Source organism: Sphaerimonospora mesophila (assembly GCF_001417795.1).
Classification (GTDB): domain Bacteria; phylum Actinomycetota; class Actinomycetes; order Streptosporangiales; family Streptosporangiaceae; genus Sphaerimonospora; species Sphaerimonospora mesophila.
The window spans coordinates 85,532-111,231 of sequence record NZ_BCBX01000044.1 but is presented as its reverse complement, the minus strand read 5'-3'; the positions used below and the strand labels follow the sequence as shown (position 1 = coordinate 111,231).

Genomic DNA, 25,700 nt, shown 5'->3' with positions numbered 1-25,700 from the left:
GGTGCGACGCCGTACGGTCCTCGTGTTGGGAGCGCTCGCGCTCACGGCGGGATGCGGGACGCAGGCCCCGCCCGTCCAGACTGAGATCTCCCTCGTGGTGCCGGGCCGGACGGGCGGCCGGGGGGACGGCTTCGCCAGGGCGCTGCGCGCCCTCATCGAAAGCCGCCGCTGGGCCAGACGGGTGGCCCTGCGGGAGCAGGGGGACGGCGCCGCTGCGCTCGCCAGGTTCGTCGCGACCGCGCGGTCCGGCGACCTGATGGTCGCCGACCCGGCCCTGCTCGGCGCGGTGGCCATGCGGCACGCCGCGCCGCTGGTCTCGCGCACCGCGCCGCTGGCCAGGCTGGCGGGGGAGTGGGAGGTGCTGGTCGCGCCACCGGATTCGGGGTTCCGGACGTTCGACGAGTTCGCCGCCGCGCTGCTGCGCGATCCCGCCGGGCCGCGTGCGGCCGGCGGAGCGGCCGGCGGCCCCGACCATGTGCTGTACGGACTGACCGCGCTGGGGCTGGGCGCGGATCCCCGGCTGCTCAACTACGCGTCGTACGACGACGCCGGCCAGGCGGTCGCGGCGATGCTCGACGGGCGGGCGGCCGTGGGGGTCGGCGCGCAGCGGGATGTGGCGCCCCACATCCGCGCCGGGAGGCTGCGGCCGCTGGCGGTCTCGTCGCCGGAGCGGATGGCCGGGCTGGACGCGCCCACGCTGATGGAGTCGGGGGTGCGGCTGGTCTACGCCAACTGGTCGGGCCTGGTCGGCGCGCAGGCCGCGGGCGACCGCAGGCGCGACGCCATGGCCTGCCTGTGCCGGGCCATCGCCGACTCACCCGTCTGGTCCCGGATGTGCGCCCGAAACGGATGGGTGCCGATGTACCTGGACGGCGACGACTTCCACCGGTGGCTGGCGAACGAGACCCGCCGCACCAGTCACGTGCTGGGAGAGCTCGGCCTGCCCTGACCACGTACTCTCTTGGGCGGCAAAATAGGCATAAGCGTGACTCGCAGCGGTAATGACCCTGTGAGGTGTGAGATGACGCAGAATCCATTCGCCAGGTTCGCCAGATGGCTCGGCCTCGACAGGAATCCGCTTCGCCGCCGGTGCGACCGGGTCGAGGCGGTGGTCCGGCTTGCCGCTGTCCTGGGCGTCATGGTCGCCGTCGTGCTCGGGGTGATGCTCGCCGTCAGGACGTACGGCGACGGCCTGAAAACGGAGGCCCAGCAGCGGCACACCCGCCATCAGGTGATCGCCACGCTGATGAACGAGCCGGACTCGCCCCGGCTGTCACCGGCCGGAGCCGCGGTCGGCCACGTGAAGGCCCAGTGGCAGGCGCCCGACGGGCGTCAGTGGGAGGGCACGATCGACGCCTCGACGAGCAGGCACCAGGGCGACACGGTCCGGATCTGGACCGACGAGCACGGCTCGCCGGTCCCGCGCCCGCAGGAGCGGGAGACCACCGTGGTGTCCGCGCTGACCGTCGGCGTCGGCATTCCGCTGGCCGCGGCCACCGGGCTCGCACTGGTCGTCGCCGCGACCCGGGGCATCGTCCAGCGGCGCGCCAAGCGGGCCTGGGAGGCCCAGTGGACGGTCGTCGAGCCGACCTGGCGCATCAACGGCCGCTGAGCCGCGACGACGACCGGGGCCCGATCAGAGGCCGAGTCGGGGGGGCAGACTCAGAGGTCGAGTCGGCCGAGTCGGGGCTGAGGAGCTCGACTCAAAGGTCGACGACCTCGTTCTTGCCGATCACCACGATGCCCTCTCCGGTGACCGTGAAGCGCTCGCGGTCGTGGTCGAGGTCGAAGCCGATCCTGGCGCCGTCGGGGACGATCACGTTCTTGTCGATGATCGCTCTGCGGATCCGGGCGTGCCTGCCGACCTGGACGTTTCCCATCAGCACCGAGTCCTCGACGTGCGAGTGCGAGTGGAGCACGACACCGGGGGACAGGATGGAGCGCAGCGCCGTACCGCCGGAGACGATGACCCCCGGCGACACCAGGGACTCCAGCGCCCGCCCGACCCGGTCGCCGGTGTTGTGCACGAACTTGGCCGGCGGCAGCGGGTCGTGGCCGGTGTAGATCGGCCAGCTGCTGTTGTAGAGGTTGAACACCGGATGCACCGCGATGAGGTCCATGTTGGCCTCGTAGAAGGCGTCGAGCGTGCCCACGTCACGCCAGTAGCCGCGGTCCCGGTCGGTGGAGCCCGGCACCACGTTGTCCGCGAAGTCGTACACCTCGGCGCCGCCGGTCTTGACGAACATCGGGATGATGTTGCCGCCGAGGTCGTGTTTGCTCGCGGGGTCGAGCGCGTCCTCGCGCAGCGCCGCGATCAGCGACTGGGTCCGGAAGACGTAGTTGCCCATCGAGGCGTAGATCTGGTCCGGCGCGTCGGGCAGGCCCACCGCGTCCGTCGGCTTCTCCCGGAAAGCGGCGATCCTGCGGCCGGAGGGGTCGGTCTCGATGACGCCGAACTGGTCGGCCAGCTTCAGCGGCTGCCGGATGGCCGCGACCGTGACGTCGGCGCCGGAGTCGATGTGCTGGGCCACCATCTGCCGCGGATCCATCCGGTAGATGTGGTCGGCGCCGAAGACGATGACGTGCTCGGGCTGCTCGTCATGGATCAGGTTGAGGTTCTGGAAGATCGCGTCGGCCGAGCCGGCGAACCAGCGCGGGCCGAGCCGCTGCTGCGCGGGAACCGGGGTGACGTAGTTGCCCAGCATCGACGACAGCCGCCAGGTCCGGGAGATATGCCGGTCCAGGCTGTGATTCTTGTACTGAGTCAGCACGACTATCCGGAAATATTCGGCATTTGCCAGATTCGACAGCACGAAGTCGACGAGCCGGTAGATCCCCCCGAAGGGGACGGCGGGCTTGGCCCGGTCCGCTGTCAGCGGCATCAGCCGCTTTCCCTCACCACCGGCGAGCACGATCGCCAGGACCTTCATAGGCAGGACCTTAACCCGCCGAACCCCGAACAAACACCCAAGCACCTAAGCTCCTCAATATGCGGGTCGATCTGCTCAGTCGTGAATATCCGCCCGAGGTGTACGGCGGGGCCGGGGTCCATGTCGAATATCTCGCCCGTGAGCTGCGGGAACTGGCCGACGTCCGGGTGCGCTGCTTCGGGGCGGCCCGTACGGAGCCCGGTGTGCACGCCTACCGCGTCCCGGAGGGACTGGGCGAGGCCAATGCGGCGCTCCAGGTGCTCGGCGTCGACCTGGAGATGGCGGCCGGCTGCGCCGGCGCCGACGTGGTGCACAGCCACACGTGGTACGCCAACTTCGCCGGGCACGTCGCCAAGATGCTGTACGGCACGCCGCACGTCGTGACCACCCACAGCCTGGAGCCCCTGCGCCCGTGGAAGGCCGAGCAGCTCGGCGGGGGATACACGCTGTCGTCGTGGGCGGAGCGGACCGCGCTGCGTGAGGCCGACGCCGTCATCGCCGTGTCGGAGGGCATGCGCCGCGACGTGCTCACCGCATATCCCGAAATATCGCCCGATCGGGTGCGGGTGATCCATAACGGGATCGACACCGACGAGTACGCCCCGGCGCACGGCGTCGACGCCCTGGTCGAGCACGGCATCGACCCCGCCCGGCCGTACGTCGTGTTCGTGGGACGCGTCACCCGGCAGAAGGGGCTGGTGCACCTGCTGCGCGCGGCCAGGTCGTTCGACCCCGGCGCGCAGATCGTGCTCTGTGCCGGCGCGCCGGACACCCCCGAGATCGCCGCCGAGGTCGCCGGCCTGGTCGGCGAGCTCTCGGCGGCACGCACCGGGGTCGTCTGGATCTCGGAGATGCTGCCGAGGCCCGAGGTGATCCAGATCCTCACGCACGCGACCGTCTTCGTCTGCCCGTCGGTCTACGAACCGATGGGCATCGTGAACCTCGAGGCGATGGCCTGCGAGACCGCCGTCGTGGCGACCGCGACCGGCGGCATCCCCGAGGTCGTCGACGACGGCACGACCGGTCTGCTCGTGCCCATACGGCAGGGTGCGGACGGCGAGCCGTACGACCCGGAGGCGTTCGCCGCCGCCATCGCCGAGCGTGTCGGCACGCTGCTGGCAGACCCGCACCGCGCGGCCGAGATGGGCAGGGCGGGCCGCCGCCGAGCGGTCGACCTGTTCTCCTGGCGGCGCATCGCCCAGCGCACGCACGACCTCTACGCGGAGATCAGCGGATGACGACGATCACGATCGGCCGGGTCGGCATGGCCTTCACCGACCGGCACGGCGGCGTGAGCGCCGGGCCGTACGGCTCGCGCAACCTCGGCGGCGCGGTCGGCGACGATCCGGCCGCCGTGGCCGAGAACCGGGCCAAGACGGCCGCCGAGCTCGGCCTCGACCGGGTCGTGTTCATGCGGCAGGTACACGGCGCCGACGTGGCCTACGTGACCGAGCCGTTCGGGGCAGAGCCACCGGCGCTCGACGGCGTGTTCACCGACCGGCCGGGCCTCGCCCTGGCGGTCCTGGTCGCCGACTGCGCCCCGGTGCTGCTCGCCGACCCGGTGGCCGGGCTGGTCGGCGGCGCGCACTCCGGGCGGCCGGGCACCGAGGCCGGGGTGGTCCCCGCGCTGGTGGCGGCGATGAAGGCCCGGGGCGCCGAGCCCGCGCGCATGGTGGCGGCGATCGGCCCGGCGGCGTGCGGGCGGTGCTACGAGGTCCCCGCCGAGCTGCGCGAGCGGGTCGCCGCCCGGGTCCCCGAGACCTGGTCCGACACCCGGTGGGGCACCCCCGCCCTCGACCTCCGCGCCGGGATCGCCGCCCAGCTTCACCGGGCGGGCGTGGCCGACGTCAGACACGACGACCGCTGCACGATCGAGACGCCCGATCTCTACTCTTACCGCCGCGAGCGGGAAACCGGCAGGTTCGCCGGTTACATCTGGACACGTGCATAGGTCGCGAACCTTTCCGGTGCCCGGCGCATCTGATCCATGGGTGAAGCACGACCGGACGGAGACGTGATGAAGAAGATCCTGGGGACCGCGGCCGTGGCTCTCGCCTTCGGCGTGACCATCGCGGCGGCACCGCCGGCCACGGCCGCTGCGCACATCCCGAAGGGCTTCCTGCTGTACGAGAAGGAGGCGGCCAAGCACCGAAACGACCCCGAGGCGAGGTGGGAGGTCAGCCGGAAGACGGGCGCCCGGCTCGTCGTCAACCCCTGCGAGAAGGCCGGCCTGGGCAGATCCGGCCGGGTGGCGACCGGCACCGCCACGTACATCGCGGTCCCCGACTACATGCGGGCCGAGCAGGTGATCCTGTACTCCTCATCCGGGGCCGCCAAGAAGGCCCTGCGCGACCTGCGCGCCGACGTGGCCAGGTGCCGGAAGACCGGCACCGGGCAGGTGACCTACCGGTTCACCTCCGCCAGGGCCGCTCTCGGCGACGAGGCGATCAAGATCACCGGTCAGGTCTACCACGGCAGGAAGTTCGCGGTGGGCGGACAACGCGCCGTGGTCGCCCGGCGGGCCAACGCCGTCGTCGTCTACAGCATCGCGGGAGAGTGGGGCGGGCCCGCCAGGAGCGACTTCAGCCGGCAGCTCAAGGACACCGGGAGGATGCTCGCCAAGATCTGCCGGATCGCCCGGTGTCGCTGACCGCCGCGGATCAGCGCGTGGTGAGGCGGCAGGCGTCCGCCCACCGCGCCGGATCGACGACCTCGGCCGGGGCCGGCCGGACCAGCGCGCGGCAGTCGGCGATCGCCCCGGCGAGCAGGTCGCACAGCAGCGCGTCCGGGTCGGGCACGCATGCCCGGGCGATCCCGCGCACCGCGAGCTGCACCGTGTTGGGCGCGGCGTACCTGCGGAAACCCTTCAGGGAGACCCGGACGCCGCGGCCGAACTCGGCCGCCCACCGCGCCGCTTCGGGCACCTGTGCCAGGGCCTCCCGGCTGCGCTCCGCCATGCCGGCGTTCCCGTCGAGTCCGGCGAGGACATGCTCGGCCGACAGGATCGACACCGCCATCGCGAGCTGCCGCTCGTGCGCGACCACCGGCAGCGCCGTGGTGGCGCACCGCAGCGCGATCCGCACGTCGAGGCGGGGATCGTCGCCCGTCACCTCGATCACGGACGGGATCAGCTCGGCCAGGCGGTGCCGGGCCGCGTCGGAGGTGTGATCGTTGACGAGGCGTGCCACCGCGGCGAGCAACGGGTGGGTGCAGGCGGGATGGTCGCTCCACCGTTCACCGGCGAGGTAGGACGCGAGCTCCATGAAGCATGCGCCCTTACTGGGACTGCGGTGCTTACCGCGAGACAGCATCGGCATGACTGCAGGTACCGGAGACATATCACCAGTGTGCGCCCGCCACACCGCGGTTCATAGAGGTGGAGACGGGATTTGAACCCGTGTACGCGGCTTTGCAGGCCGCTGCCTCGCCTCTCGGCCACTCCACCGAGCGAGGCCCCAGGGGAAAACAACCCGGCAAAGACCTCCCAGAGCGGAAGACGGGATTCGAACCCGCGACCCTCACCTTGGCAAGGTGATGCTCTACCAACTGAGCCACTTCCGCGTTCGCCTCGCGGCGACGTGATAACTGTATCGGGTTTTCGCTCCCGATGCGTACTCAAGGCCGCCAGGCCGCAACAATGTAGGCGTGAAAATCGGCACGTTCGACGTCTGGCCTCCCGTGGTGCTCGCCCCGATGGCGGGCATCACCAACATCGGCTTCCGCACGCTGTGCCGAGAGCAGGGCGGCGGGCTGTTCGTCTCCGAGATGATCACCTCCCGGGCCCTGGTGGAACGGGTGCCGCTGACGTTCCACATGATTCGTTTCGGGGAGCACGAGACCCCGCGCAGCGTTCAGCTCTACGGCGTGGACCCCGTGATCATCGGCAGGGCCGCCAGGATGATCTACGAGGAGGATCTGGCCGACCACATCGATCTGAACTTTGGCTGCCCCGTGCCCAAGGTCACCAGGCGGGGCGGCGGATCGGCCCTGCCGTACAAGCGGAACCTGCTGCGCGCCATCCTCAGGGAGGCGGTGGCGAACGCCGGGCCGGTGCCGGTGACGATGAAGATGCGCATGGGCATCGACGAGGACCATCTGACCTATCTCGACGCGGGCCGGATCGCCGCGGAGGAGGGCGTCGCCGCCATCGCCCTGCATGCGCGTACGGCTCGGCAGCACTATGGCGGAGCCGCCGACTGGGACGCGATCGCCCGGCTCAAGGAGGCGGTGCCGGAGATTCCGGTGCTGGGCAACGGCGACATCTGGAGCGCCGACGACGCGCTGCGCATGGTCGAGCGGACCGGCTGCGACGGGGTCGTCGTCGGGCGCGGCTGCCTCGGGCGGCCGTGGCTGTTCCGCGACCTGGCGCTGGCCTTCGACGGCTCGGCCGAGCGGACGCGGCCCGACCTCGGGGAGGTCGCCGACATGATGTTCCGGCACGCCGAGCTGCTGTGCGAGGTGATCGGGAGCGAGCCGCACGGCCTGGCCGACTTCCGCAAGCACGTGGGGTGGTACCTGAAGGGCTTCGCGATCGGGGCGGACACCCGCCGCGCGCTCACCGCCGTCACCGCCCTCGCCGAGCTGCGCGACCGCCTCGGCGAGCTGGACCGCGGTCAGCCCTGGCCGGGCGGGATCGCCGACGGCCCGCGCGGCAAGAGCGGGGAACGAACCAAGGTGGCGCTGCCGCACGGGTGGCTGGACGATCCCGAGGACATGACGGTCCCGGGCGCCGAGGCCGAGGACGCGACCTCCGGCGGCTGACGACGCTCAGGCGGCCGGCCGCGAGCACATGGGAATCCTCCGCTCGGGGTCGTGGGCGCGCGCATAGGCTTCGGAGCATGGCAAACGCGATCATCACGGCCCGCGGAGTCGGACTGGACCTGGGCGGCGTGCCCGTGCTGCGCGGCGTCGATCTGACCGTCGACTCCGGTGAGATCGTCGCAGTCATGGGGGAGAACGGCGTCGGCAAGTCCACGCTGCTGCGCTGTCTGGCAGGCATGCACCCCTTGCCACGTGGCGAGATCGACGTTTTCGGCGGGCCGTCGGCCGACCGTCTCGACTTCTGGCAGCGGGTTGTGCGGGTCGGCGACGAGCCCGCCTGGTATCCGGGGCTGAGCGTTCGCGAACATCTGGAGCTGATGAGGGCCGTGCAGAAGGACGCTCGCCTGACGGTCGAGGAGACGCTGGACACCTTCGAGTTGGGCGCCCGCGCCGGCCTCTCCCCGCTGTCGCTGTCCACCGGCCAGCGGCAGCGGCTGTCGCTCGCGATGGCCCTGCTCCGTCCGAGCCGCCTGCTCCTGCTGGACGAGCCGGAGCGCGGCCTGGACGCCGGGTTCAGGAAGCGCCTCGCCGTGATTCTGCGCGGCTACGCCGCAGAGGGAGGCACGGTCGTCATGGCCACCCACGACGCGCGGCTCGCCGAGATCATGGGAGCCCGCGTCATCACGCTGCGGGTGGCATCGTGATCCCCGCGGCCGCGCGGGCCCACCCCGCTCTCGCCTACCTCCGTGCCCACCGTGGGCGGCCGGCGACGTGGTCGGACCGCTACACCACGATGTTCGGCCTGGTCGTCGCCGCCGCGGTGCTCGGCCGCCCGGTCGTCGAGGCGATCGCCGGGCTGGCCCGCCACGCCGATCCCACGCGGCTCGGCGCCGGGCTCGCTCTGGTCACGGCGGCCTACGCCGGCCTCCTCATCCTGGCGCGGACGTTCGGGCCCGTCGTGCTGCCCGCCGCCGACGCCTCGTGGCTGGTCACGTCGCCGCTGCCCCGCAGGGCCGTGCTCGGCCGTACGGCGTCGCTTCTGCTGTCGGCGGCGATTCTCGCCGGGGCGGTGCTCGGACTGGCGGCGCTGTCGGTGTTCGGAGCCCCCGACCGGCTCGGCGTACGCCTCGCGGCCGCGCTGGTGCTCGGCGTCGCGGCGGGAGTGGGCGGCATGGCCACGGCGGTGCTCGCCCAGCGATCCCCGGCATGGGACACCGGGTTGCAGGTGATGATCGCCGCAGTCCTTTCGGCAGCGGTGCTCGCGGCCGTGCTCGGTGCGGGTCCCGGCCGCCGGATTCTCGCCGCCGTCTCCGAGGCGCCCGCGTCCCTGGGCGCGGCGGTCGCCGGGGTCGCCTCCGTCGTGGCCGCCTTCCTCCTGCGGTGGGCATGGGCGGCGCTCGATCGCATCCCCGCCCATCGGATCCTGGCCTCCTCGACGCGGGCGGCCCGGGTGACCTCGGCGGCGGGCGCGCTGGATCCGAGCATGGTGACGTGGATCATGGAGGACGCCCACTGGCGCGGCCGGGCACTGCGGTCTCGCCCCTGGCCCCGCCTCGTGGCACGGCTCGGCCCGGCGCCCGCGCTGGCCTGGCAGGAGTGGCTGCGCGTGGGCAGACGACCGGGCCGCCTGATGGCGCTGCTCGGCGGGGCGGCCCTGCCCGCCGTCTGCGCGAACGCCACCGGAGGGGAGACCGGGCTGCCCTTCGGGATGCTGCTGTGCGGGGCGCTGACCGCCGCCGCCATGTGCACCGGAGGGGTACGGCGGGATGGCGGCGACCCGCCCCTGGCCCGGATGCTGGCCGTGGACGGCAGGGCCGTGATGGCCGCCCGGGCGGTGCTGCCCGCGCTGCTGGCCGCCTCCTGGTCGGTGCTCGCTCTGGTGGGGATCGGCGCCGTCGGCGCGCTGCCGGCCGACGGCTGGTGGCTGCTCGGACCGGCGACCGCGCCCGCCTTGGCAGCCGGGGCGTTGCGGATGGCACGGCGGCCGCCGGTCGACCACGCGATGCCGGTCATCGACACCCCTGGCGGCGCGGTGCCGACCGGCCCGCTGTTCTGGGCGCTGAACGGCGTGGACCTCGCGCTGCTCGGGTCGCTGCCCGCGCTCGCCGCGCTGGTCACGCGGCCGACCGACATCGTGCCGTACGTGGTGGCCCAGGCCGTCGCGGGGGCCGGGGTTCTCGGTGCGTACGTGCTCGTCGCGGGTCGCGCCGCCCGCTGAGGACGATGCGGGGGGGCTACCGGATTCGTCCGCAGTGCTTCCGGACTTCAGGCCGGGGAGCGGGTCAAAGACGGTCGAAGCCGGTGACGTGGAGCACGGCGTGGCCCTCCTCGTCGGAGGCGGCGAGGTCGACCTCGGCGCTGATGCCCCAGTCGTGGTGGCCCGCCGGGTCGTCGACGATCTGGCGCACCCGCCACAGCTCCTTCTCCTCCTCGATGAGGAGGAGGGCCGGCCCCCGGGCGGCGGGCCCGGTGCCGATCTCGTCGTGCTCGTCATAGTAGGCGTCGAGCGCGGCCCCCCAGTCGAAGTCGGGATAGAGCTCGACGAGCTCCTCCTCGCGGTCGAGGGCGGCGAGCTCGACGAGGCGGAACATCGCGTTGCGCACCAGCACCCGGAAGGCGCGGGTGTTGGCGGTGACCGGCCTGGTCCGCGTCTCCAGCTCGTCGGCGGCCTCGAGCGCGGCCGACGGGTTGGCCAGCTTCTCCCACTCGTCGATCAGACTGGAGTCGACCTGGCGCACCAGCTCGCCGAGCCATTCGATCAGGTCGAGCAGGTCGCCGGTCTTGAGGTGCTCGGGGACCGTCTTCGACAGCGTCCGGTAGGCGTCGGCGAGGTAGCGCAGCACCGTCCCCTCCGAGCGGGCCAGTTCGTAGAACTGGATGTACTCGGTGAACGTCATGGCGCGCTCGTACATGTCGCGGACGATCGTCTTGGGGCTGACCGTGTGGTCGCCGACCCACGGGTGCCCGCGCCGGTAGGTTTCGTACGCGCCGAAGAGCAGGTCGGCCAGCGGCATCGGATAGGTGATCTCGGCGAGGCGCTCCATCCGCTCCTCGTACTCGATCCCGTCGGCCTTCATCTGCGCGACGGCCTCGGCGCGCGCCTTGTTGAGCTGGGCGTGCAGGATCTGCCGCGGGTCGTCGAGCGTCGACTCCACGATCGAGACCAGGTCCAGCGCGTACGTCGGAGACTCGGCGTCGAGCAGTTCGAACGAGGCGAGCGCGAACGTCGACAGCGCCTGGTTGAGCGCGAAGTCCTCCTGCAGATCGACGGTGAGCCGGGCCCGGCGGCCGTGCTCGTCGGGCTCTTGGAGCGCCTCCACGATGCCGCCCGCGAGCAGCGAGCGATAGATGGCGATCGCGTGGCTGATGTGCCGCCGCTGGGCCTTGCGGTCCTCGTGGTTGTCGGTGAGCAGCCGTTTCATCGCCTGGAAGCAGTCGCCCGGCCGGTTGATCACGGCCAGCAGCATGGCGTTGCTCACCTTGAACCGGGAGGTCAGCGGCTCCGGCTCGGCCGTCTGCAGCTTCTCGAACGTCTCCTGGCTCCAGCCGACGAAGCCCTCCGGCGGCTTCTTGCGCGCGTAGCCGCGCCGCCGCTTAGGATCATCGCCGATCTTGGCGAGGGCCCGCTCGTTCTCGACGACGTGATCGGGGGCCTGGCAGACGACGTAGCCGACGGTGTCGAACCCGGCCCGGCCGGCCCGCCCGGCGATCTGGTGGAACTCCCGCGCCCGCAGCCGCCGCACCCGGTTGCCGTCGAACTTCGACAGCGCGGTGAACAGGACCGTCCTGATCGGGACGTTGACCCCGACGCCCAGCGTGTCGGTGCCGCAGATCACCTTCAGCAGCCCCGCCTGGGCCAGCCGCTCCACCAGGCGGCGATACTTCGGCAGCATCCCGGCGTGGTGGACGCCGATGCCGTGCCGTACGAGCCGGGACAGCGCCCGGCCGAAGCGGGTGGTGAACCGGAAGTTGCCGATCAGCTCGGCGATCGCCTGCTTCTCCGCCTTCGAGCACATATTGATGCTCATCAGCGCCTGGGCTCGCTCCATCGCGGCCGCCTGGGTGAAGTGGACGACGTAGACCGGGGCCTGCTGGGTGGCCAGCAGCTCCTCCAGCGTCTCGTGCAGCGGCGTCACGCGATAGGAGTACAGCAGCGGGACCGGGCGCTCGGCGTGCTTGACCACCGAGGTGGCGCGGCCGGTGCGGCGGGTGAGGTCCTTCTCGAAGCGCTCGACGTCGCCGAGCGTCGCCGACATCAGCACGAACTGGGCCTGCGGCAGCTCCAGCAGCGGCACCTGCCAGGCCCAGCCGCGGTCCGGCTCGGCGTAGAAGTGGAACTCATCCATGATCACCGTACCGACGTCGGCCTCGGCGCCGTCGCGCAGCGCGATCTGCGCGAGGATCTCGGCCGTGCAGCAGATGATGGGGGCGTCGGCGTTCACCGAGGCGTCGCCGGTCATCATGCCGACGTTCTCGGTGCCGAACACGGCGCACAGGTCGAAGAACTTCTCCGACACCAGGGCCTTGATGGGTGCGCTGTAGAAGCTCACCTCGTCCCTGGCCAGCGCGGCGAAGTGGGCCCCCGCCGCCACCAGGCTCTTGCCCGACCCCGTCGGGGTGGCGAGGATCAGGTTGTTGCCGGAGACGACCTCGATCAGCGCCTCCTCCTGGGCCGGATAGAGCGTGAGCCCGCGTTCGGCGTTCCAGTCCACGAACGTATCGAACAGCGAGTCGGGTTCGGGGTCAGGGGGGAGGCGCCGGATCAGGCTCATGCTTTCGCTCACGTCTCCTATCCTGCCGAAGCACTCGGACTGTTTCGACCGGTACGCGTACGGCGGGCCACGCGACGGTTACCGGCGCTCGATGACGACGATCGGGATCTCCCGGTCGGTCTTCGCGGCGTACTCGTCGTAGGCCGGCCAGGTGGCGGTCATCGTCCGCCACATGTCCGGCCGCTCCTCCGGCGTCGCCGTACGGGCCCGCGCGCGGAACCGTTCACCCCTGATCTGGAACTCGACCTCGGGGTCGGCCTGCAGGTTGCGGTACCACAGCGGGTGCTCGTCGGCCCCGCCCTTGGAGGCGACGACCAGATAGGCGTCGCCGTACGGCTGGTAGATCAGCGGCGTGCTGCGTTTCCGGCCCGATCTGCGGCCGGTCGTCGTGAGGATCGCAACCGTCGTGCCCTGCCAGTCGTGGCCCTCAGCGCCGTGGGTCTCCAGATAGCGCTTCACATGTTCCTGTCCGAACAGCATGATGTTCACCTACCCATCGTCACGCCGCGTCCGATCGGCGGCGTCGGCCAGTTCCATGGCGACCTCGAGAGCCGCCTCCGTGCGTTGCCGGGGGGTCAGGTCGTCGTCCGGCAGCGCGAACCAGACGGCGTGCAGAGTGAAGAGCGCCATCGAGCGCCTGAGCCGGATCGGCAGGGGATCGTCGGGCTGGGTGAGCACGTCGATCAGCTCCTGCATCCGCTTGCGCATCAGCTCGGGTTTGCGCATGCCGTGCAGCGCCGCCTGGTTGCGCTGCATGAGCTGCATCACCTCGTGGTGGCGCCCGTCCGTCATCTTCGCGGCGTAGCGCCGGACGACCTCCCTGCGGGTCTGCGGGGTCGCGGGCTGCCGGCGCGCCCAGGCGATCAGCTCGTCGAGAGCCCGGGCATGGTCTTCGATGAGGCTGGCTATGATGTCCTCTTTGGACTTGAAGTGATAGTAAAGTGCCGCCTTGGTCACGCCGAGGGCTTCGGCGATTTCCCGTAGCGAAGTGGCCTCGTACCCCTGCTCGGTGAAGAGCCGGATGGCGACGTCCTGGATACGGGTTCTCGTATCTCTCTGTGCACCCATGCCTGCTTTGGTCCTTATTTAACTTGACGGCCGGCAAGTCAGCACTTTACCGTAACGCTGGTCACTAGCCGGTCGGCAAGTAAGCAAATTTCCTACAAGGGGGCACCCACCATGACGGAGACCTCGGCCGCGCCCGCCGGCCGGTCCAGGGAAGTGATGATCGTTTTACCCGGCCTGCTGCTGGCGATGATGCTGGCGATGCTGGACAACATGATCGTCGGCACCGCGATGCCGAGGATCGTCGGGGAACTCCAGGGCCTGGACTACTTCACCTGGGTCACCACGGCGTACGTACTGGGCACCACGGTCTCGACGCCGATCTGGGGCAAGCTCGGCGACCTCTACGGACGCAAGAACATCTTCCTGAGCTCGATCGTCATCTTCCTGGTCGGCTCCGCGCTGTGCGGCATGGCGGGCTCCGTGCTGTTCGGCGGCACCGACGGCGGGATGATCGAGCTGATCGCGTTCCGGGCGGTGCAGGGCCTCGGCGCCGGCGGGCTCATCGTCGGCGTGATGGCGATCATCGGTGATCTGGTGTCGCCGCGTGAGCGTGGTCAGTACCAGGGCATCATGGCCGCGATCATGTCTCTCGCGATGATCGCGGGTCCGCTCGTCGGCGGCTTCATCACCGACCACCTGGACTGGCGCTGGGCCTTCTACGTGAACCTCCCGCTCGGTGGCGTGGCGCTGATCTGGCTGATCCTCAAGCTGCACCTGCCCAAGCACCGCACCGAGCACCGCATCGACTGGTACGGCGCGGCCGTGCTCACGGTCGGCATCACCGCGATCGTGCTGGTCACGTCCTGGGGCGGCCAGAAGCACGGCTATCCCTGGGGCTCCTGGCAGATCCTCGGGCTCGCCGGCCTGGCGGTCGTGGCGCTGGCCCTGTTCATCCCGATCGAGCGGCGGGCGGCCGAGCCGATCATGCCGCTGCACGTGTTCCGCGACCGCAACTTCACGCTGATCAACGTGCTGGGCTTCCTGCTCGGCTTCGCGATGTTCGGCGCGATCACCTTCCTGCCGATGTTCCAGCAGATCGTGCAGGGCGCCTCGGCCACCAACTCCGGGATGCTCCTGCTGCCGATGATGGCCTCGTCCATGGTCGTGTCGCTGTTCGTCGGCAAGGCGATCACCCAGACCGGCAGGTACAAGATGTACCCGGTGCTGGGCGGGACGATCATGGCGGTCGGCATGGTCCTGCTGGCCTTCCAGGACGCCTACACCCCGATGTGGCAGACCGGCGTGTTCATCGCCGTCCTCGGCCTCGGCATGGGCTTCCTCATGCAGACGACCATGCTGATCGCGCAGAACAGCGTGGAGCAGAAGGACATGGGCGTGGCCAGCAGCGCCGCCACGTTCTTCCGCTCCATCGGCGGGTCGTTCGGCATCTCGCTGTTCGGCGCGGTCTTCAACAACCGGCTCGCCGCCGAGATCACCGAGAAGCTCGGGCCGGAGGCGGCCGCCGTGGCCGGCGCCGGTGGCGGCGGCCAGATCGAGAAGAGCTTCCTCGAGCGGCTTCCGCCGCCGATCAAGACCGGGTTCCTGGAGGCGCTGGCCGGGGCGATCGGCTCGGTCTTCGTGTGGTCGCTGCTGTTCGCCGCGCTGGTGCCGGTGATCGCCGCGTTCATCAAGCACGTGCCGCTGCGCAGCGGCACCCCCGGCCAGAACGGGGAGTCGGGCCGCGAATCGGCCGAGCCCGCCGCGATGGCCGCCGTCGAGTGACGGCCGGTCGTCACGTCACGTACGGCTCACGCCCACGCCGGGCGTGAGCCGTACGAGCGGTTCCGGCGGCAGGGGTCAGGCGGGCCGCTCGACCCGGTCACCGGACCAGTCGGTGTGGAAGACACCCTCACGGTCGACCCGGCGGTAGGTGTGCGCGCCGAAGAAGTCGCGCAGCCCCTGCAGGAGCGCCGCGGGCAGCCGGTCGCGCCGCAGCGCGTCGTAGTACGCGAGCGCCGAGGAGAACCCGGGCGTCGGAACGCCGATCGTCGCCGCCGTCGCGACCACACGCCGCCAGGAGTCCTGGGCGTCGGCGAGCGCGGCCGCGAAGGTCGGGTCGACCAGCAGGGTCGGCAGGGTCGGCCGGGCCTCGTACGCCTCCCGGATCCGGTCGAGGAACCGCGCCCTGATGATGCAGCCGCCCCGCCAGATGGTCGCCATGGCGCCGGGGTCGATCTCCCAGCCGTACTCCACGCTCGCCGCGGCGATCTGGTCGAATCCCTGGGCGTACGCGACGATCTTGGATGCGTACAGCGCCCGCCGCACGTCCTCGACCAGATCGTCGCCGGAGGCCACGCCCTGTCCCTGCGGCCCGGCGAGCGAGCGGGCGGCCGTTCGCTGGTCGGGGTGGCCGGAGAGGGCGCGGGCGAACACGGCCTCGGCGATGCCCGTCACCGGCACGCCGAGGTCGAGCGCGCTCTGCACGGTCCAGCGGCCGGTGCCCTTCTGCTCGGCCTGGTCCACCACGACGTCGACGAACGGCCGGCCCGTCTCGGCGTCGGTGTGGCCCAGCACCTCGGCGGTGATCTCGATGAGGTACGACTCGAGGTCGCCCCGGTTCCACTCGCGGAAGACGTCGGCCAGCTCCTGCGGGCTGAGCCCGAGCGCCTGCCTGAGCAGGTCGTAGGACTCCGCGATGAGCTGCATGTCCGAATATTCGATGCCGTTGTGCACCATTTTGACGAAATGTCCCGCGCCGTCGGGACCGACGTGCACGCAGCACGGCGTCCCGTCGACCTTCGCGGCGACGTCCTCCAGCAGCGGGCCGAGCGTCTTGTACGCCTCCGGATCGCCGCCGGGCATGATGCTCGGGCCGTTGAGCGCCCCCTCCTCGCCGCCGGAGATCCCGGCGCCGACGAAGTGGATGCCCCGCTCCCGCAGTGCGGCCTCCCGGCGGCGGGTGTCCGCGTAATGGGCGTTGCCCCCATCGATGATCATGTCGCCCGGCTCCATGTGGGCGGCGAGCTCCTCGATCACCGTGTCGGTGGGCGCCCCGGCCTTGACCATGATGATCGCCTTGCGGGGCCGCTGCAGGGCGTCGACGAACTCCTTGACGGATTCGGCCGCCAGGAAGGCGCCCTCGTCGCGGTGCTGGTCCATGAAGGCGGTGGTGCGGCTGTGCGTGCGGTTGTGCACCGCGACCACATGGCCGTGATGGGCGAAATTCCTCGCCAGGTTGCGCCCCATGGTCGCCAGCCCGGTCACTCCGATATCTGCCTTGTTCATGCCTCTAGTCATATACCGCCGAGGGCCGAACCACTGAGGCGTGTTCAGATGCCGGAACGGGCCGCCTCGATCTTGACGGCAGTGGGGATCCGCGTGCTGGAGAACGGGCTCTCCCGGCACGCCGAGGTCGGGGCGGGAGCCGACGGCCGACCGCCGGGTCCTCGCCACCGACCTGGCCACAGCGGCCGAACCGGCCGCCGATCTGCGCGGGCGACCTCAGTGCCCGTGCGAGGCTGAACCGTTCACGCTGAGCACGGGCTCGGGCACCTCGATGGCAGGGAACGTGCCGGTGTCGATGATGCCGTGCTCCCGGTACGCCGCCTCCAGCAGCGCGTGCGCCCGGGGCTCCAGCTTCCACAGCGCGCGGTACTTCTTCGCCGTGGCGAGCGGGATGCCGACCTCCTGGGCGATGTCCGCGGCCCGGGGGACGTACTTGCGATCGATCTGCTGCTCCCAGTACTGCCGCGCGGCGCGGATCCGCGCCGCGCGCTCGGCCGTGTCGACGGTGGGCGGGGCGGGCTCGGCGGGGCCGTGCTCGTCGTCCTCGTCGTCGACCAGGTAGGCGACCTGGGACCTGGGCAGGGCCGCCGGGGGAGCGGCGACGTCGCCCGGCTGCTCGGGCGCCCAGGGGACCGGCGGGCTGAGATCGAGCAGGGCCGAGGTGTTGTAGAGCGCACCGATCTGGGAGAGCAGAGCCTCCTGCCGCTTGTCGTCCACGGCGAGGCCGGTGTACTCGACCGCGCGGTCCATGGCCTTGTCGAGCCTGGCCAGCGCGGCGCGCATCTTGCGATCGGATGCGCCTGCCTCGCGCAGCGCACGGGCCTTCTTCGCGGCCAGCGCCACCCGGGTGAGCCTGCGGTGGGCGTCCACCTCGCTCGTGGTCCGGTCGCCGGCCTCGGCCAGCCCGATGCGGACCAGCATCCGCTCGGGGGTGATCCGCCAGTTGATGCGGGAGCGGCCGGTGATTCGGTGCCGTTCGATCGCCATGCCCCGCTCCCACAGCCAGGCGGCCACGAGCGGTGCGGCGAGGCGGAAGATGGCCTCGGCCACGCTGCGGGCGTCCATGCTCGACAGCACGGCGGACAGGCCGGTGAGCGCCCATACGGCGATGCCGTCGATGCCGGCCGAGTAGTTCTCGCGCATGTTGCGCCGGGCCCGTACGGCGCTGGTGATCACCGCGACTTCGATGAACGCGAAGAGCAGCAGCCGCAGCGGGCCGTCGAAGCCGAGCACGTCCCCGGAGAAGCGCCACATGCCCTGGGCGGAGACGCCGGTGGCGATGCTGGCGGCGACGATCGTCAGGATGTCCTCGGCGGGACGGCCGGCGGCCCATCGGCGCAGGATCCGGATCACTGCGCGCAGCGCGAAGAAGGCCAGGGTCAGCAGGATCAGGGCGAAGATAGAGATGATGACCGTTTCGACCGGATGGTCGGATGCGAAGACGGTCAGTTGATCAATGGGGGGCATCAGTCAGTCACGGTCTCTCGACGTCCGATGAGATTTCCAATCGGATCATCCCAGAAGCGCACCGTCCGATGTGGCGGAAATCCGGGCTCACTCGATGAGGAACGCGTGCGGCCCGCCTGTGACAGGGTGAGGGCGCCGCCCTTGCGGGCCGCTTGCAGCACGCCCTGTCTGCCCGATCAGGGAACGTGCAAGCAGGCGTCCCAGGGCCGGGCGTACGACCAGGGTCGTGGCCGGGGGTGCGGCGGCCGGCTTCCCCTGCGGCACGCCGGTCTGGTCTCCCGACTCCGCGACCGTCGCGTACCTGGGCAGGAGCAACGCCGACGCCGCGCCCCTCATGATCGTGAAGGCGGACGGCAGGTCGAAGGCGCGCAGGGCGGGCAGGACTCCGGGCGTCTGCCATCTCGCCTGTTCAGATGACCTGCACGCACCGGCCTCGGAGTGGCGGATACACGCATGGTGACGGAGGCGTCGCGGAATAATGGGCACAGCCGCCACGATCCGAGGGAGATCGCCTTGACCGGTTCATTCAGCAGGGACAATCTCGATCTGGCCGCGAGCGCCCAGGAGGTCGCCGAGCGCATGCCCGAGGGGTCCCTCCATCACGCCGCCGCCAGATCCGTAGCGATCACCTGCGCCACCACACGTGACGCCGACCACGCGCGGACCACCCTGGACGGCCTCACTCCCGAGGACGTCCGCCGGGCCGCGCTGGAGCTCTTCGACCGGCTGTCCGCCCCGCCGCAGTGACCGCGCCGCAGTGACCTCGCCGCTCTGAGCGGAGCGGTGGGATTTCCCCGCCGGGGCTTGTGAAGATCTCCGGGGGCATGCCAGACTTTGTGCGTCCAAATAGTTAAGAAACTTAACAGTAGGCGTGCGTCCCGGATGTTTGTCGGCTCTGAAATCCCGCTGTCCCTCGGTCAAGAGCGTCTGTGGTTCCTGCACGAACTGAACCCCGATGACGCCTCGTACAACATCTGCGTCACAGAACGGCTGCTCGGGCCGCTGGACGCCGCCGCGCTGGAACGCGCCCTCGGCGCGGTGATCCGGCGGCACGACGTGCTGCGCACCCGCTATCCGTCCCTGGACGGCCGGCCGATCCAGGTGGTCGACGACGTCACGGTCCCGCTGGAGCGGGTCGGCGCGCCGGACGAGGCGCGGGCGGCCGAGCTGGTCGCCGAGCTGACCAACCGGCCCTTCGACCTCGCCACCGGCCCGGTGATCCGCGCTCGGCTGATCGAGTTGTCCGCGACGGAGCACATCCTCGTCGTGGTGCTCCACCACATCGCGGGCGACGGCTGGTCGCTCGGCGTGCTGTTCCGCGAGCTGGCCGCCAACTACGCCGCCTGCCTGGACGGCCGTGAGCCGGAGCTGCCCGACCTGCCGATCAGGTACGCCGACCACGCGGTTCGCCAGCGTGCCGACGACGGGCACGACCGCTCGCTCGGCCACTGGAAGGAGAAGCTGGCCGGGGTGCCGCCGCTCACGCTGCCGGCCGACCGGCCGAGGCCACGGATCAGAAGCCCACGCGGCGGCTGCGTCACCCGCCGGCTGCCCGCCGAGCTGACCGGTCGGCTGGCCGCGCTTGCCAGGGCGGAGCGGGTCACCCTTTTCATGCTGCTGCTCGCCGCATTCCAGACCCAGCTGCACCGCCACACCGGCCAGACCGACTTCTGCGTGGGCTCCCCGGTGTCGGCCCGGGAGGACGAGGAGACCGAGCACCTCATCGGCCTGTTCGTCAACACCCTGGCGATCCGGGCCGACCTGACCGGTGATCCGGCGTTCCGCGATCTGCTCCGCCGCACCCGTAAGACCGTGGTGGAGGCGCTGGTCCACCAGGACACTCCGTTCGACCTGCTGGTCGCCGGGCTCGGCGTGGAACGCGACCTGAGCCGCACGCCGGTCTTCCAGACCCAGTTCAGCCTGCGCAGCGAGCCGGGCGACGGCCTCGATCTGCCCGGGATCACCGCGGAACGCTACGATCCGGGCTTCCGCCAGGCGAAGTTCGACCTGTCCCTGGAGGTGCAGCCGCACGACGACGTGCTCGACGCGTTCTTCGTCTACAGCGCCGACCTGTTCCACGCCGAGACGGTGGAGCGGTTCGCCGCGAACTTCGAGGCCCTGTTGTGGTCGATCGTCGAAGCGCCAGAGACGCCGATCTCCCGGCTCGACCTGCTGTCATCGGCCGAGCGTGAGCTGCTCGCCCGCTGGAGCGGCTGCCCCGAGGTCCCGGAGCCGCCGGCCCCGACCCTGCCCGCGATGGTCGAGGCCACCGCGCGGCGCCGCCCTCGCGCCGTCGCCGTACGATTCGGCGACGCCGCACTGACCTACGCAGAGCTGGACGAACGGGCCGGACGGCTGGCGGCCCGGCTGGCCGGGCTCGGCGTCGGCCGCGACACGCCGGTCGGCATCTGCCTGGAACAGTCGCTGGACCAGGCCGTGGCCATCCTGGCCGTGCTCAAGGCGGGCGGCGCGTACGTCCCGCTCGACCCGGAGCAGCCGGCCGACCGGCTGCGGCACATGCTCCACGGGGTCAGCGTGCTGGTCGCCCGGCCGGCGCCGGCCGGGCTGGACTTCTCCGGCGCCGTCGTGGACCCGGACGAGTCGGCCGCCGAGCCGGCGGCGGAGTCCGCTGTGACGCCGCCCGGCCCCGACGACCTCGCGTACGTCATCTACACCTCGGGCTCCACCGGACGCCCCAAGGGAGTGGCGGTGCAGCACCGGCAGGTGATGAACTACCTGGCCGACGTGCGCGACCGGTTCGGCGTGGCCGACGGCGGCAGCTTCGCGCTGCTCCAGTCGCTCACGTTCGACTTCGGCATGACCGTGTTCTACCTGTCGCTGATGACCGGGGGCACGCTGCACATGCTGCCGTCCCGGATCTCCGCGCCCGAGCTGGCCGCGTGCCTGCCGGAGATCGACTACCTCAAGATGACGCCCTCGCACCTCGGCGCGCTCGCGGCCGACGTCGAGGTGCGGCGGCTGCTGCCCAGGCGGCTCCTCGTCCTGGGCGGCGAGGGGTCGAGCTGGGAGTGGGCCCGCGAGCTGGCCGCGCTCGGCGTGTGCCGGGTGATCAACCACTACGGCCCGACCGAGGCGACGATCGGCGTCACCACCCACCTGGTCGACCCGGCGGCGGAGCCGTACGGACCGATCACCCCGATCGGGCGGCCCCTGGGCCACGCGAAGACGTACGTGCTGGACGACCTGCTGCGGCCGGTCCCGGTCGGCGTGCCGGGAGAGCTGTGCATCGGGGGCGACCGGCTGGCCCGGGGCTATCTCGGCCGACCCGACCTGACCTCGGCCGCGTTCGTCGAGACGGCCGAGCACGGCCGGATCTACCGGACCGGCGACCTGGCCCGCTGGCTGCCGGACGGCACGCTGGAGTTCCTCGGCCGCCGCGACCTCCAGGTCAAGATCCGCGGCTACCGCGTCGAGCTGGGCGAGGTGGACGAGGCGCTGCGGCTCTGCCCCGGCGTCGGCCACGCGGTGACCGACGCCCGGCGCGGCGAGCTGGTCGCCTATCTGGTCGCGGCGGACGGCCTCGCCCCCGAGGACCGGCCGGGCGTGCCCGAGCTGCGCCGGAACCTGGGCACCAGGCTGCCCGAGTACATGGTGCCGACCCGGTACGTCTGGCTGGACGAGCTGCCGCTCAAGGGGCACGGCAAGGTGGACCGGGCCGCGCTGCCGGAGCCGGAGGACGCCCGGCCGGACCAGGACGTGCCGTTCGAGCCGCCGGCCGACGAGATCGAGGAGATCATCGCGGCGGCGTGGTGCGAGGTGCTCGGCCTCAAGCAGGTGGGCGTGCTCGACGACTTCTTCGACCTGGGCGGGCACTCGCTGCTGGCCACCCGGGTGGTGGCCAGGCTGCGCCGCGAGCTGCCGCCGGGCGGCCGGCCGATCGCGCTGATGGACATGTTCCAGCACACCACGATCAGGGAGCTGGCCGAGCAGGTCAGGAGCGGCGACGACCGGCGCGGCCTGCTGTACGAGCTGACCCCGCGCCGGTCCCGGGTCGCCGCCACGCTGGTCTGCGTGCCGTACGGCGGGGGCAGCGCGGTGGTCTACCAGCCGCTGGCCGACGCGCTGCCGGACGACTGGGCGCTCCACTCGGTCGCCGTGCCGGGTCACGACCTCGGCCTGGCCGAGGAGCCGCGCCCACTCGGCGAGGTGGCCGAGCAGTGCGCCGAGGAGATCGTGGCGAAGGTGACCGGCCCGATCGTGCTGTACGGCCACTGCGGGGTCGGCGGGGCGCTGACCGCCGAGATCGCGCAGCGGCTCGAGGCCCGGGGCCGGGCGGTCGAGGCGATCTACATGGGCGGGGTGTTCCCCTTCGCCCGGCCGGTGAAGGGGTTGATGGGCCGCTGGGCCAGGCTCACCCGGATCGAGCGGCTGCGCAGCGACCGGGCGGAGATCAACTGGCTGACCGCGCTCGGCGCCGACCTGTCCGATCTGGACGACGAGCAGAAGGCGTTCGTGATCCGCAACATGCGGCACGACGCCCGGGAGGCGGAGGACTACTTCACCAGGCTGATCGACAGCGGGGTGGAACGGCTGTCCGCGCCGATCATCTCGGTGGTGGGGGAGTACGACCCGGCCACGGACTACTACGAGGAACGTTTCCGCGAGTGGGAGTTCCTCACCTCGACGACCGCGCTGGTCGTCCTCGACGAGGGCGGTCACTATTTCCTGAAATATCGGGCGGAAGAGCTGGCGGCGGCGGTCACCACCACCCATCGGAACCTGACCGCCCCCGCGGCCTCCGAGGCCCCGGAGCGGACCGCACCGGCCGGTCGCGCCGCCGGCGGCCCGGAGCCGACGGTCCGCCGCTTCCTGGCCGTCGCACTCGGCCAGCTCGCCTGCCTGGTCGGCTCGACGCTGACCGAGTTCGCCCTGCCGGTCTGGATGTACCTGCGAACCGGCTCGATGACCCAGTACGCGGTCCTGCAGATCCTCGCGGTCATCCCCGGCATCCTGGCCGCGCCGCTGGCCGGGGCGATCGTCGACCGGTCGAGCCGCCGTACCGTGATGATCGCCGGTAACGCGGCGGCGCTCGCCGTCCAGTCGGTCACCGCGCTGCTGCTGTGGACCGGCCACCTTGACACCTGGGCGCTGTACGCGCTGCTCACCGCGCTGTCGGTCGCGCTCACCTTCCAGCGGCTCGCCTTCACCTCGGCCGTACCGCAACTGGTGCCCAAGCGCTACCTCGGCCACGCGAACGGGGTGGCCCAGATGACCATGGGCGTCGCGCAGTTCATCGCTCCGCTGGCCGCCGTCGGCATGCTGTCGGTCGCCGGATTGGAGGGCATCCTCATCCTGGACATCGCCGGGCACGTGTTCACCCTGATCGTGCTCGCGGCGGTGGCGTTCCCCGCGACCATGGCGCTTCGCCGCAGGGAGACGGTGGGACGCGAGATCAAGGAAGGATTCCGGCTGTCCGTCGGCAACCGGAGCTTCCGGGCGATGGTCATCTTCTTCGCACTGCTGTCGCTCGGCCTGTCCCCGGTCTTCATGATGTACTCGCCGCTCGTCCTGTCGTTCGGCACGCTGGCCGACGCGGGCGTGATCGCGCTGGTCGCCGGAACGGGCGCGATCTGCGGCGGCCTCACCATGGCCGTGTGGGGCGGACCGGCCCACAGACGGATGCGCGGCATGCTGCTCACCACCCTGCTCATCGCCGGATCCTGCCTGCTGGTCGGCGTGGACACCTCGCTCGTGCTGATCGGCGTCGGCGCCTTCGGGGTCTCGTACGGCCTGGCCCTGGTCAACGGCGTGTACGCGACGATCATCCAGGTGAAGGTGCCGCAGCGGTTCCACGGCCGGGTGTTCGCGCTCAACCAGATGGTGGCCTGGTCCACGATCCCGCTCGGCGTCGGCGTGATCGCGCCGCTCGGCACCCGGCTCCTCGGCGACATCGGCTCGATGTACCTGGTGTTCGGCGGTTTCATCACGCTCGTGGCGCTCGGCGCGCTCCGCGCGCCCCGGCTGGCCCGGTTCGACGACCAGGTGCCCGACGCCGTCCCCGACGACCTGGTCGGGCTGGCGCGACGAGACGGCAAGACGAAGTGAAGCCGCCGCGGGCCCTGGCCGTCGCCGGGGTCCTCATCGAGAAAGGTGTGCAAGGAACTCGTCTTCGGCCTGGTAGTCGAAGAACCGGCGGGAAAACTGGTCGCTCGCCGGAGGAAGGATCCCCTCGGGGTCGCCGGTCCGTGCGGCGTGGACGAGCCGGTCGATCTGGGCCGCGACGGTCGCGGCGTAATCACCGGCCGGCCGGTAACCGAGCCGGTCGGCAGCCGATCAAGCCGGTTCCGCCGAGGATGAGTGCGTGCGGCACTCCCCGAGCCTAGGCAGATTCAGGGCCGGCGTGGGCGGCCCGGGCCGTACGCGCGCCCGGGCACGGTGAACGGCTCACTCTGCCCATGGGCACTCGCGGTTCCCGGGGATTCCGTTCCGGGCGCGACAACCGGGGTAGGCGGCAGGTATGTGTCGCTGGCTGGCCTACTCCGGCTCGCCGATCGCTCCGGAGAAGCTGATCTACGAGCCGGAGCACTCGCTGATCGACCAGAGCCTGCACGCCAGGTACGGCGTGGAGACGGTCAACGGCGACGGCTTCGGCGTCGGCTACTACGGTGAGCGCGAGCTGCCGCCCGCGGTGTTCAAGGACACCAAGCCCGCCTGGGGCGACCAGAATCTACGCGAGCTCGCCCGCCACGTCCGGTCGCCGCTCTTCATGGCGCATGTCCGCGCGTCCTCCGGGACGGCGGTACAGCAGACGAACTGCCACCCGTTCCGGTACGGCCGGTGGCTGTGGATGCACAACGGTGTGATCTCCTGTTTCAGCCGGCTCAAGCGGGACCTCGTCATGGCGGTCGAACCGGAGCTGTATCCCTCGATCGAGGGGTCCACGGATTCCGAGGTCATGTTCTTCCTGGCCCTCACGTTCGGGCTGTCGGAACACCCGCCGGCGGCGGTGGGGCGCATGGTCGGTCTCGTCGAGGAGACCGGACGAGCGCACGGGGTGGAGCGGCCGATCCAGATGACGGTGGCGACATCGGACGGTGAGCGGCTGTGGACCTTCCGCTACTCCACCGAACACCGCTCGCCGTCGCTCTTCCACAGCACCGACCCGCGGCACGTCCGGCGGCTGCATCCCGAAGTGTTCACCCCCATGGAACTGTCCGAAGACACCCAGGTCGTCGTGTCAGAGCCGCTGCGCGATCTGCCCGGCCTGTGGATAGAGGTCCCGGAGTCCACGTACACCACGAGCGAGCGGGGCAGGTTCGAGATGCAGGCGTTTCGCCCCGCGCCGCCTGATTAGTGGAGAAACCGACATGTAGAGATTTTCGGAGCGAGCCGCCTGCGGACGAGCGACGCCATACTTCGGCTTTTACGGCCGTCTGTAAGACTTGCCGCTCGGGGAGCGATCGGAGGCGATCGAAAATGGTGTCGCAGCAAGGCGGGGAGGGCGGGCACCGGCCGG

20 protein-coding genes and 2 tRNA genes are annotated in these 25,700 nt (G+C 71.1%); 13 read left to right on the top strand and 9 right to left on the bottom strand.

The window, feature by feature from the left end:
• The first annotated feature begins 1 nt into the window (after position 1).
• On the top strand, positions 2-949 hold the full coding sequence (locus AP234_RS25680; protein WP_055482298.1) for a tripartite tricarboxylate transporter substrate-binding protein: 948 nt from the start codon (positions 2-4) through the stop codon (positions 947-949).
• 72 nt (positions 950-1,021) lie between these two features.
• Positions 1,022-1,612 (top strand): Rv1733c family protein, encoded by a 591-nt coding sequence (locus tag AP234_RS25675; RefSeq protein WP_055482297.1) that lies wholly within the window; start codon positions 1,022-1,024, stop codon positions 1,610-1,612.
• Between the two features lie 91 nt (positions 1,613-1,703).
• Here the strand turns inward: AP234_RS25675 and glgC are convergent, their stop codons facing one another.
• Complete coding sequence (gene glgC, locus AP234_RS25670; protein ID WP_268778084.1) at positions 1,704-2,975, bottom strand: glucose-1-phosphate adenylyltransferase; 1,272 nt, start codon at positions 2,973-2,975, stop codon at positions 1,704-1,706.
• Between the two features lie 14 nt (positions 2,976-2,989).
• On the opposite strand from glgC, the gene glgA reads away from it, so the two are divergent.
• From glgA to AP234_RS25655, 3 genes are all read left to right on the top strand, one after another.
• Positions 2,990-4,168 (top strand): glycogen synthase, encoded by a 1,179-nt coding sequence (glgA, locus tag AP234_RS25665; protein WP_055482295.1) that lies wholly within the window; start codon positions 2,990-2,992, stop codon positions 4,166-4,168.
• Positions 4,165-4,881 carry a peptidoglycan editing factor PgeF gene (gene pgeF / locus AP234_RS25660; protein ID WP_055482294.1) on the top strand — a complete coding sequence of 239 codons (717 nt, stop codon included), beginning with the start codon at positions 4,165-4,167 and terminating at the stop codon, positions 4,879-4,881. The genes glgA and pgeF overlap by 4 nt, the downstream gene beginning before the upstream one ends.
• Positions 4,882-4,947: 66 nt before the next feature.
• A complete protein-coding gene (locus tag AP234_RS25655) occupies positions 4,948-5,580 on the top strand; it encodes a hypothetical protein (protein WP_055482293.1) in 633 nt (210 codons plus the stop codon).
• Between the two features lie 10 nt (positions 5,581-5,590).
• On the opposite strand, the gene AP234_RS25650 is transcribed toward AP234_RS25655, so the two are convergent.
• The 3 genes from AP234_RS25650 to AP234_RS25640 form a co-directional block, all read right to left on the bottom strand.
• Positions 5,591-6,193, bottom strand: coding sequence for a hypothetical protein (locus tag AP234_RS25650; protein ID WP_200926710.1), 603 nt, complete (start codon positions 6,191-6,193; stop codon positions 5,591-5,593).
• A gap of 111 nt (positions 6,194-6,304) precedes the next feature.
• Positions 6,305-6,375, bottom strand: a tRNA-Cys gene (locus tag AP234_RS25645).
• Positions 6,376-6,418: 43 nt separating this feature from the next.
• Positions 6,419-6,491 (bottom strand) — tRNA-Gly (locus AP234_RS25640).
• Between the two features lie 84 nt (positions 6,492-6,575).
• On the opposite strand from AP234_RS25640, the gene dusB reads away from it, so the two are divergent.
• The 3 genes from dusB (at position 6,576) to AP234_RS25625 (ending at position 9,909) form a co-directional block, all read left to right on the top strand.
• Positions 6,576-7,691: a tRNA dihydrouridine synthase DusB gene (dusB, locus tag AP234_RS25635; protein ID WP_055482291.1), complete on the top strand. Its 1,116-nt coding sequence runs from the start codon at positions 6,576-6,578 to the stop codon at positions 7,689-7,691.
• Between the two features lie 77 nt (positions 7,692-7,768).
• On the top strand, positions 7,769-8,395 hold the full coding sequence (locus AP234_RS25630; protein ID WP_055482290.1) for an ATP-binding cassette domain-containing protein: 627 nt from the start codon (positions 7,769-7,771) through the stop codon (positions 8,393-8,395).
• The gene (locus AP234_RS25625; protein ID WP_235558371.1) at positions 8,392-9,909 is read left to right on the top strand and encodes a DUF6297 family protein; all 1,518 of its coding nucleotides are present in this window, start codon (positions 8,392-8,394) and stop codon (positions 9,907-9,909) included. The genes AP234_RS25630 and AP234_RS25625 overlap by 4 nt, the downstream gene beginning before the upstream one ends.
• Before the next feature lie 64 nt (positions 9,910-9,973).
• Here AP234_RS25625 and AP234_RS25620 read toward each other — a convergent pair whose 3' ends face one another.
• From AP234_RS25620 to AP234_RS39265, 3 genes are all read right to left on the bottom strand, one after another.
• Positions 9,974-12,463, bottom strand: coding sequence for a DEAD/DEAH box helicase (locus AP234_RS25620; RefSeq protein ID WP_055482289.1), 2,490 nt, complete (start codon positions 12,461-12,463; stop codon positions 9,974-9,976).
• Positions 12,464-12,541: 78 nt separating this feature from the next.
• On the bottom strand, positions 12,542-12,943 hold the full coding sequence (locus tag AP234_RS25615; RefSeq protein WP_055482349.1) for a nitroreductase family deazaflavin-dependent oxidoreductase: 402 nt from the start codon (positions 12,941-12,943) through the stop codon (positions 12,542-12,544).
• Between the two features lie 9 nt (positions 12,944-12,952).
• Entirely contained in the window at positions 12,953-13,531 is a 579-nt protein-coding gene (locus tag AP234_RS39265) for a TetR/AcrR family transcriptional regulator (RefSeq protein ID WP_055482288.1), read from the bottom strand.
• A gap of 111 nt (positions 13,532-13,642) precedes the next feature.
• Between AP234_RS39265 and AP234_RS25605 the strand changes: the two genes are divergently transcribed.
• Positions 13,643-15,253 (top strand): MDR family MFS transporter, encoded by a 1,611-nt coding sequence (locus tag AP234_RS25605; RefSeq protein WP_055482287.1) that lies wholly within the window; start codon positions 13,643-13,645, stop codon positions 15,251-15,253.
• A 75-nt stretch (positions 15,254-15,328) separates the two neighbouring features.
• Here AP234_RS25605 and gndA read toward each other — a convergent pair whose 3' ends face one another.
• Together gndA and AP234_RS25595 are read right to left on the bottom strand one after the other, a co-directional pair.
• Positions 15,329-16,756, bottom strand: a complete 1,428-nt coding sequence (gene gndA / locus AP234_RS25600) for an NADP-dependent phosphogluconate dehydrogenase (protein WP_055482286.1) — start codon at positions 16,754-16,756, stop codon at positions 15,329-15,331.
• Positions 16,757-16,972: 216 nt separating this feature from the next.
• On the bottom strand, positions 16,973-18,223 hold the full coding sequence (locus tag AP234_RS25595) for a hypothetical protein (protein ID WP_055482285.1): 1,251 nt from the start codon (positions 18,221-18,223) through the stop codon (positions 16,973-16,975).
• Positions 18,224-18,449: 226 nt separating this feature from the next.
• Here AP234_RS25595 and AP234_RS25590 point away from each other — a divergent pair, with 226 nt between their 5' ends.
• From AP234_RS25590 to AP234_RS25570, 4 genes are all read left to right on the top strand, one after another.
• Positions 18,450-18,683 (top strand): hypothetical protein, encoded by a 234-nt coding sequence (locus AP234_RS25590; protein ID WP_055482284.1) that lies wholly within the window; start codon positions 18,450-18,452, stop codon positions 18,681-18,683.
• A gap of 53 nt (positions 18,684-18,736) precedes the next feature.
• The gene (locus AP234_RS25585; RefSeq protein WP_055482283.1) at positions 18,737-18,970 is read left to right on the top strand and encodes a hypothetical protein; all 234 of its coding nucleotides are present in this window, start codon (positions 18,737-18,739) and stop codon (positions 18,968-18,970) included.
• A gap of 135 nt (positions 18,971-19,105) precedes the next feature.
• Positions 19,106-24,289 (top strand): non-ribosomal peptide synthetase/MFS transporter, encoded by a 5,184-nt coding sequence (locus AP234_RS25580; protein ID WP_055482282.1) that lies wholly within the window; start codon positions 19,106-19,108, stop codon positions 24,287-24,289.
• Positions 24,290-24,701: 412 nt separating this feature from the next.
• Positions 24,702-25,538, top strand: a complete 837-nt coding sequence (locus tag AP234_RS25570) for a class II glutamine amidotransferase (protein WP_055482280.1) — start codon at positions 24,702-24,704, stop codon at positions 25,536-25,538.
• Positions 25,539-25,700 lie beyond the last annotated feature (162 nt).

What these genes read in the sequence shown, in the direction of transcription:
- AP234_RS25675 (WP_055482297.1), top strand. Translation starts at nt 1,022, where the DNA reads ATGACGCAGAATCCATTCGCCAGGTTCGCCAGATGGCTCGGCCTCGAC.
- glgA (WP_055482295.1), top strand. Translation starts at nt 2,990, where the DNA reads ATGCGGGTCGATCTGCTCAGTCGTGAATATCCGCCCGAGGTGTACGGC.
- pgeF (WP_055482294.1), top strand. Translation starts at nt 4,165, where the DNA reads ATGACGACGATCACGATCGGCCGGGTCGGCATGGCCTTCACCGACCGG.
- AP234_RS25655 (WP_055482293.1), top strand. Translation starts at nt 4,948, where the DNA reads ATGAAGAAGATCCTGGGGACCGCGGCCGTGGCTCTCGCCTTCGGCGTG.
- AP234_RS25650 (WP_200926710.1), bottom strand. Translation starts at nt 6,193, where the DNA reads ATGGAGCTCGCGTCCTACCTCGCCGGTGAACGGTGGAGCGACCATCCC.
- AP234_RS25630 (WP_055482290.1), top strand. Translation starts at nt 7,769, where the DNA reads ATGGCAAACGCGATCATCACGGCCCGCGGAGTCGGACTGGACCTGGGC.
- AP234_RS25620 (WP_055482289.1), bottom strand. Translation starts at nt 12,463, where the DNA reads ATGAGCCTGATCCGGCGCCTCCCCCCTGACCCCGAACCCGACTCGCTG.
- AP234_RS25615 (WP_055482349.1), bottom strand. Translation starts at nt 12,943, where the DNA reads ATGCTGTTCGGACAGGAACATGTGAAGCGCTATCTGGAGACCCACGGC.
- AP234_RS39265 (WP_055482288.1), bottom strand. Translation starts at nt 13,531, where the DNA reads ATGGGTGCACAGAGAGATACGAGAACCCGTATCCAGGACGTCGCCATC.
- AP234_RS25605 (WP_055482287.1), top strand. Translation starts at nt 13,643, where the DNA reads ATGACGGAGACCTCGGCCGCGCCCGCCGGCCGGTCCAGGGAAGTGATG.
- gndA (WP_055482286.1), bottom strand. Translation starts at nt 16,756, where the DNA reads ATGAACAAGGCAGATATCGGAGTGACCGGGCTGGCGACCATGGGGCGC.
- AP234_RS25595 (WP_055482285.1), bottom strand. Translation starts at nt 18,223, where the DNA reads ATGCCCCCCATTGATCAACTGACCGTCTTCGCATCCGACCATCCGGTC.
- AP234_RS25580 (WP_055482282.1), top strand. Translation starts at nt 19,106, where the DNA reads ATGTTTGTCGGCTCTGAAATCCCGCTGTCCCTCGGTCAAGAGCGTCTG.
- AP234_RS25570 (WP_055482280.1), top strand. Translation starts at nt 24,702, where the DNA reads ATGTGTCGCTGGCTGGCCTACTCCGGCTCGCCGATCGCTCCGGAGAAG.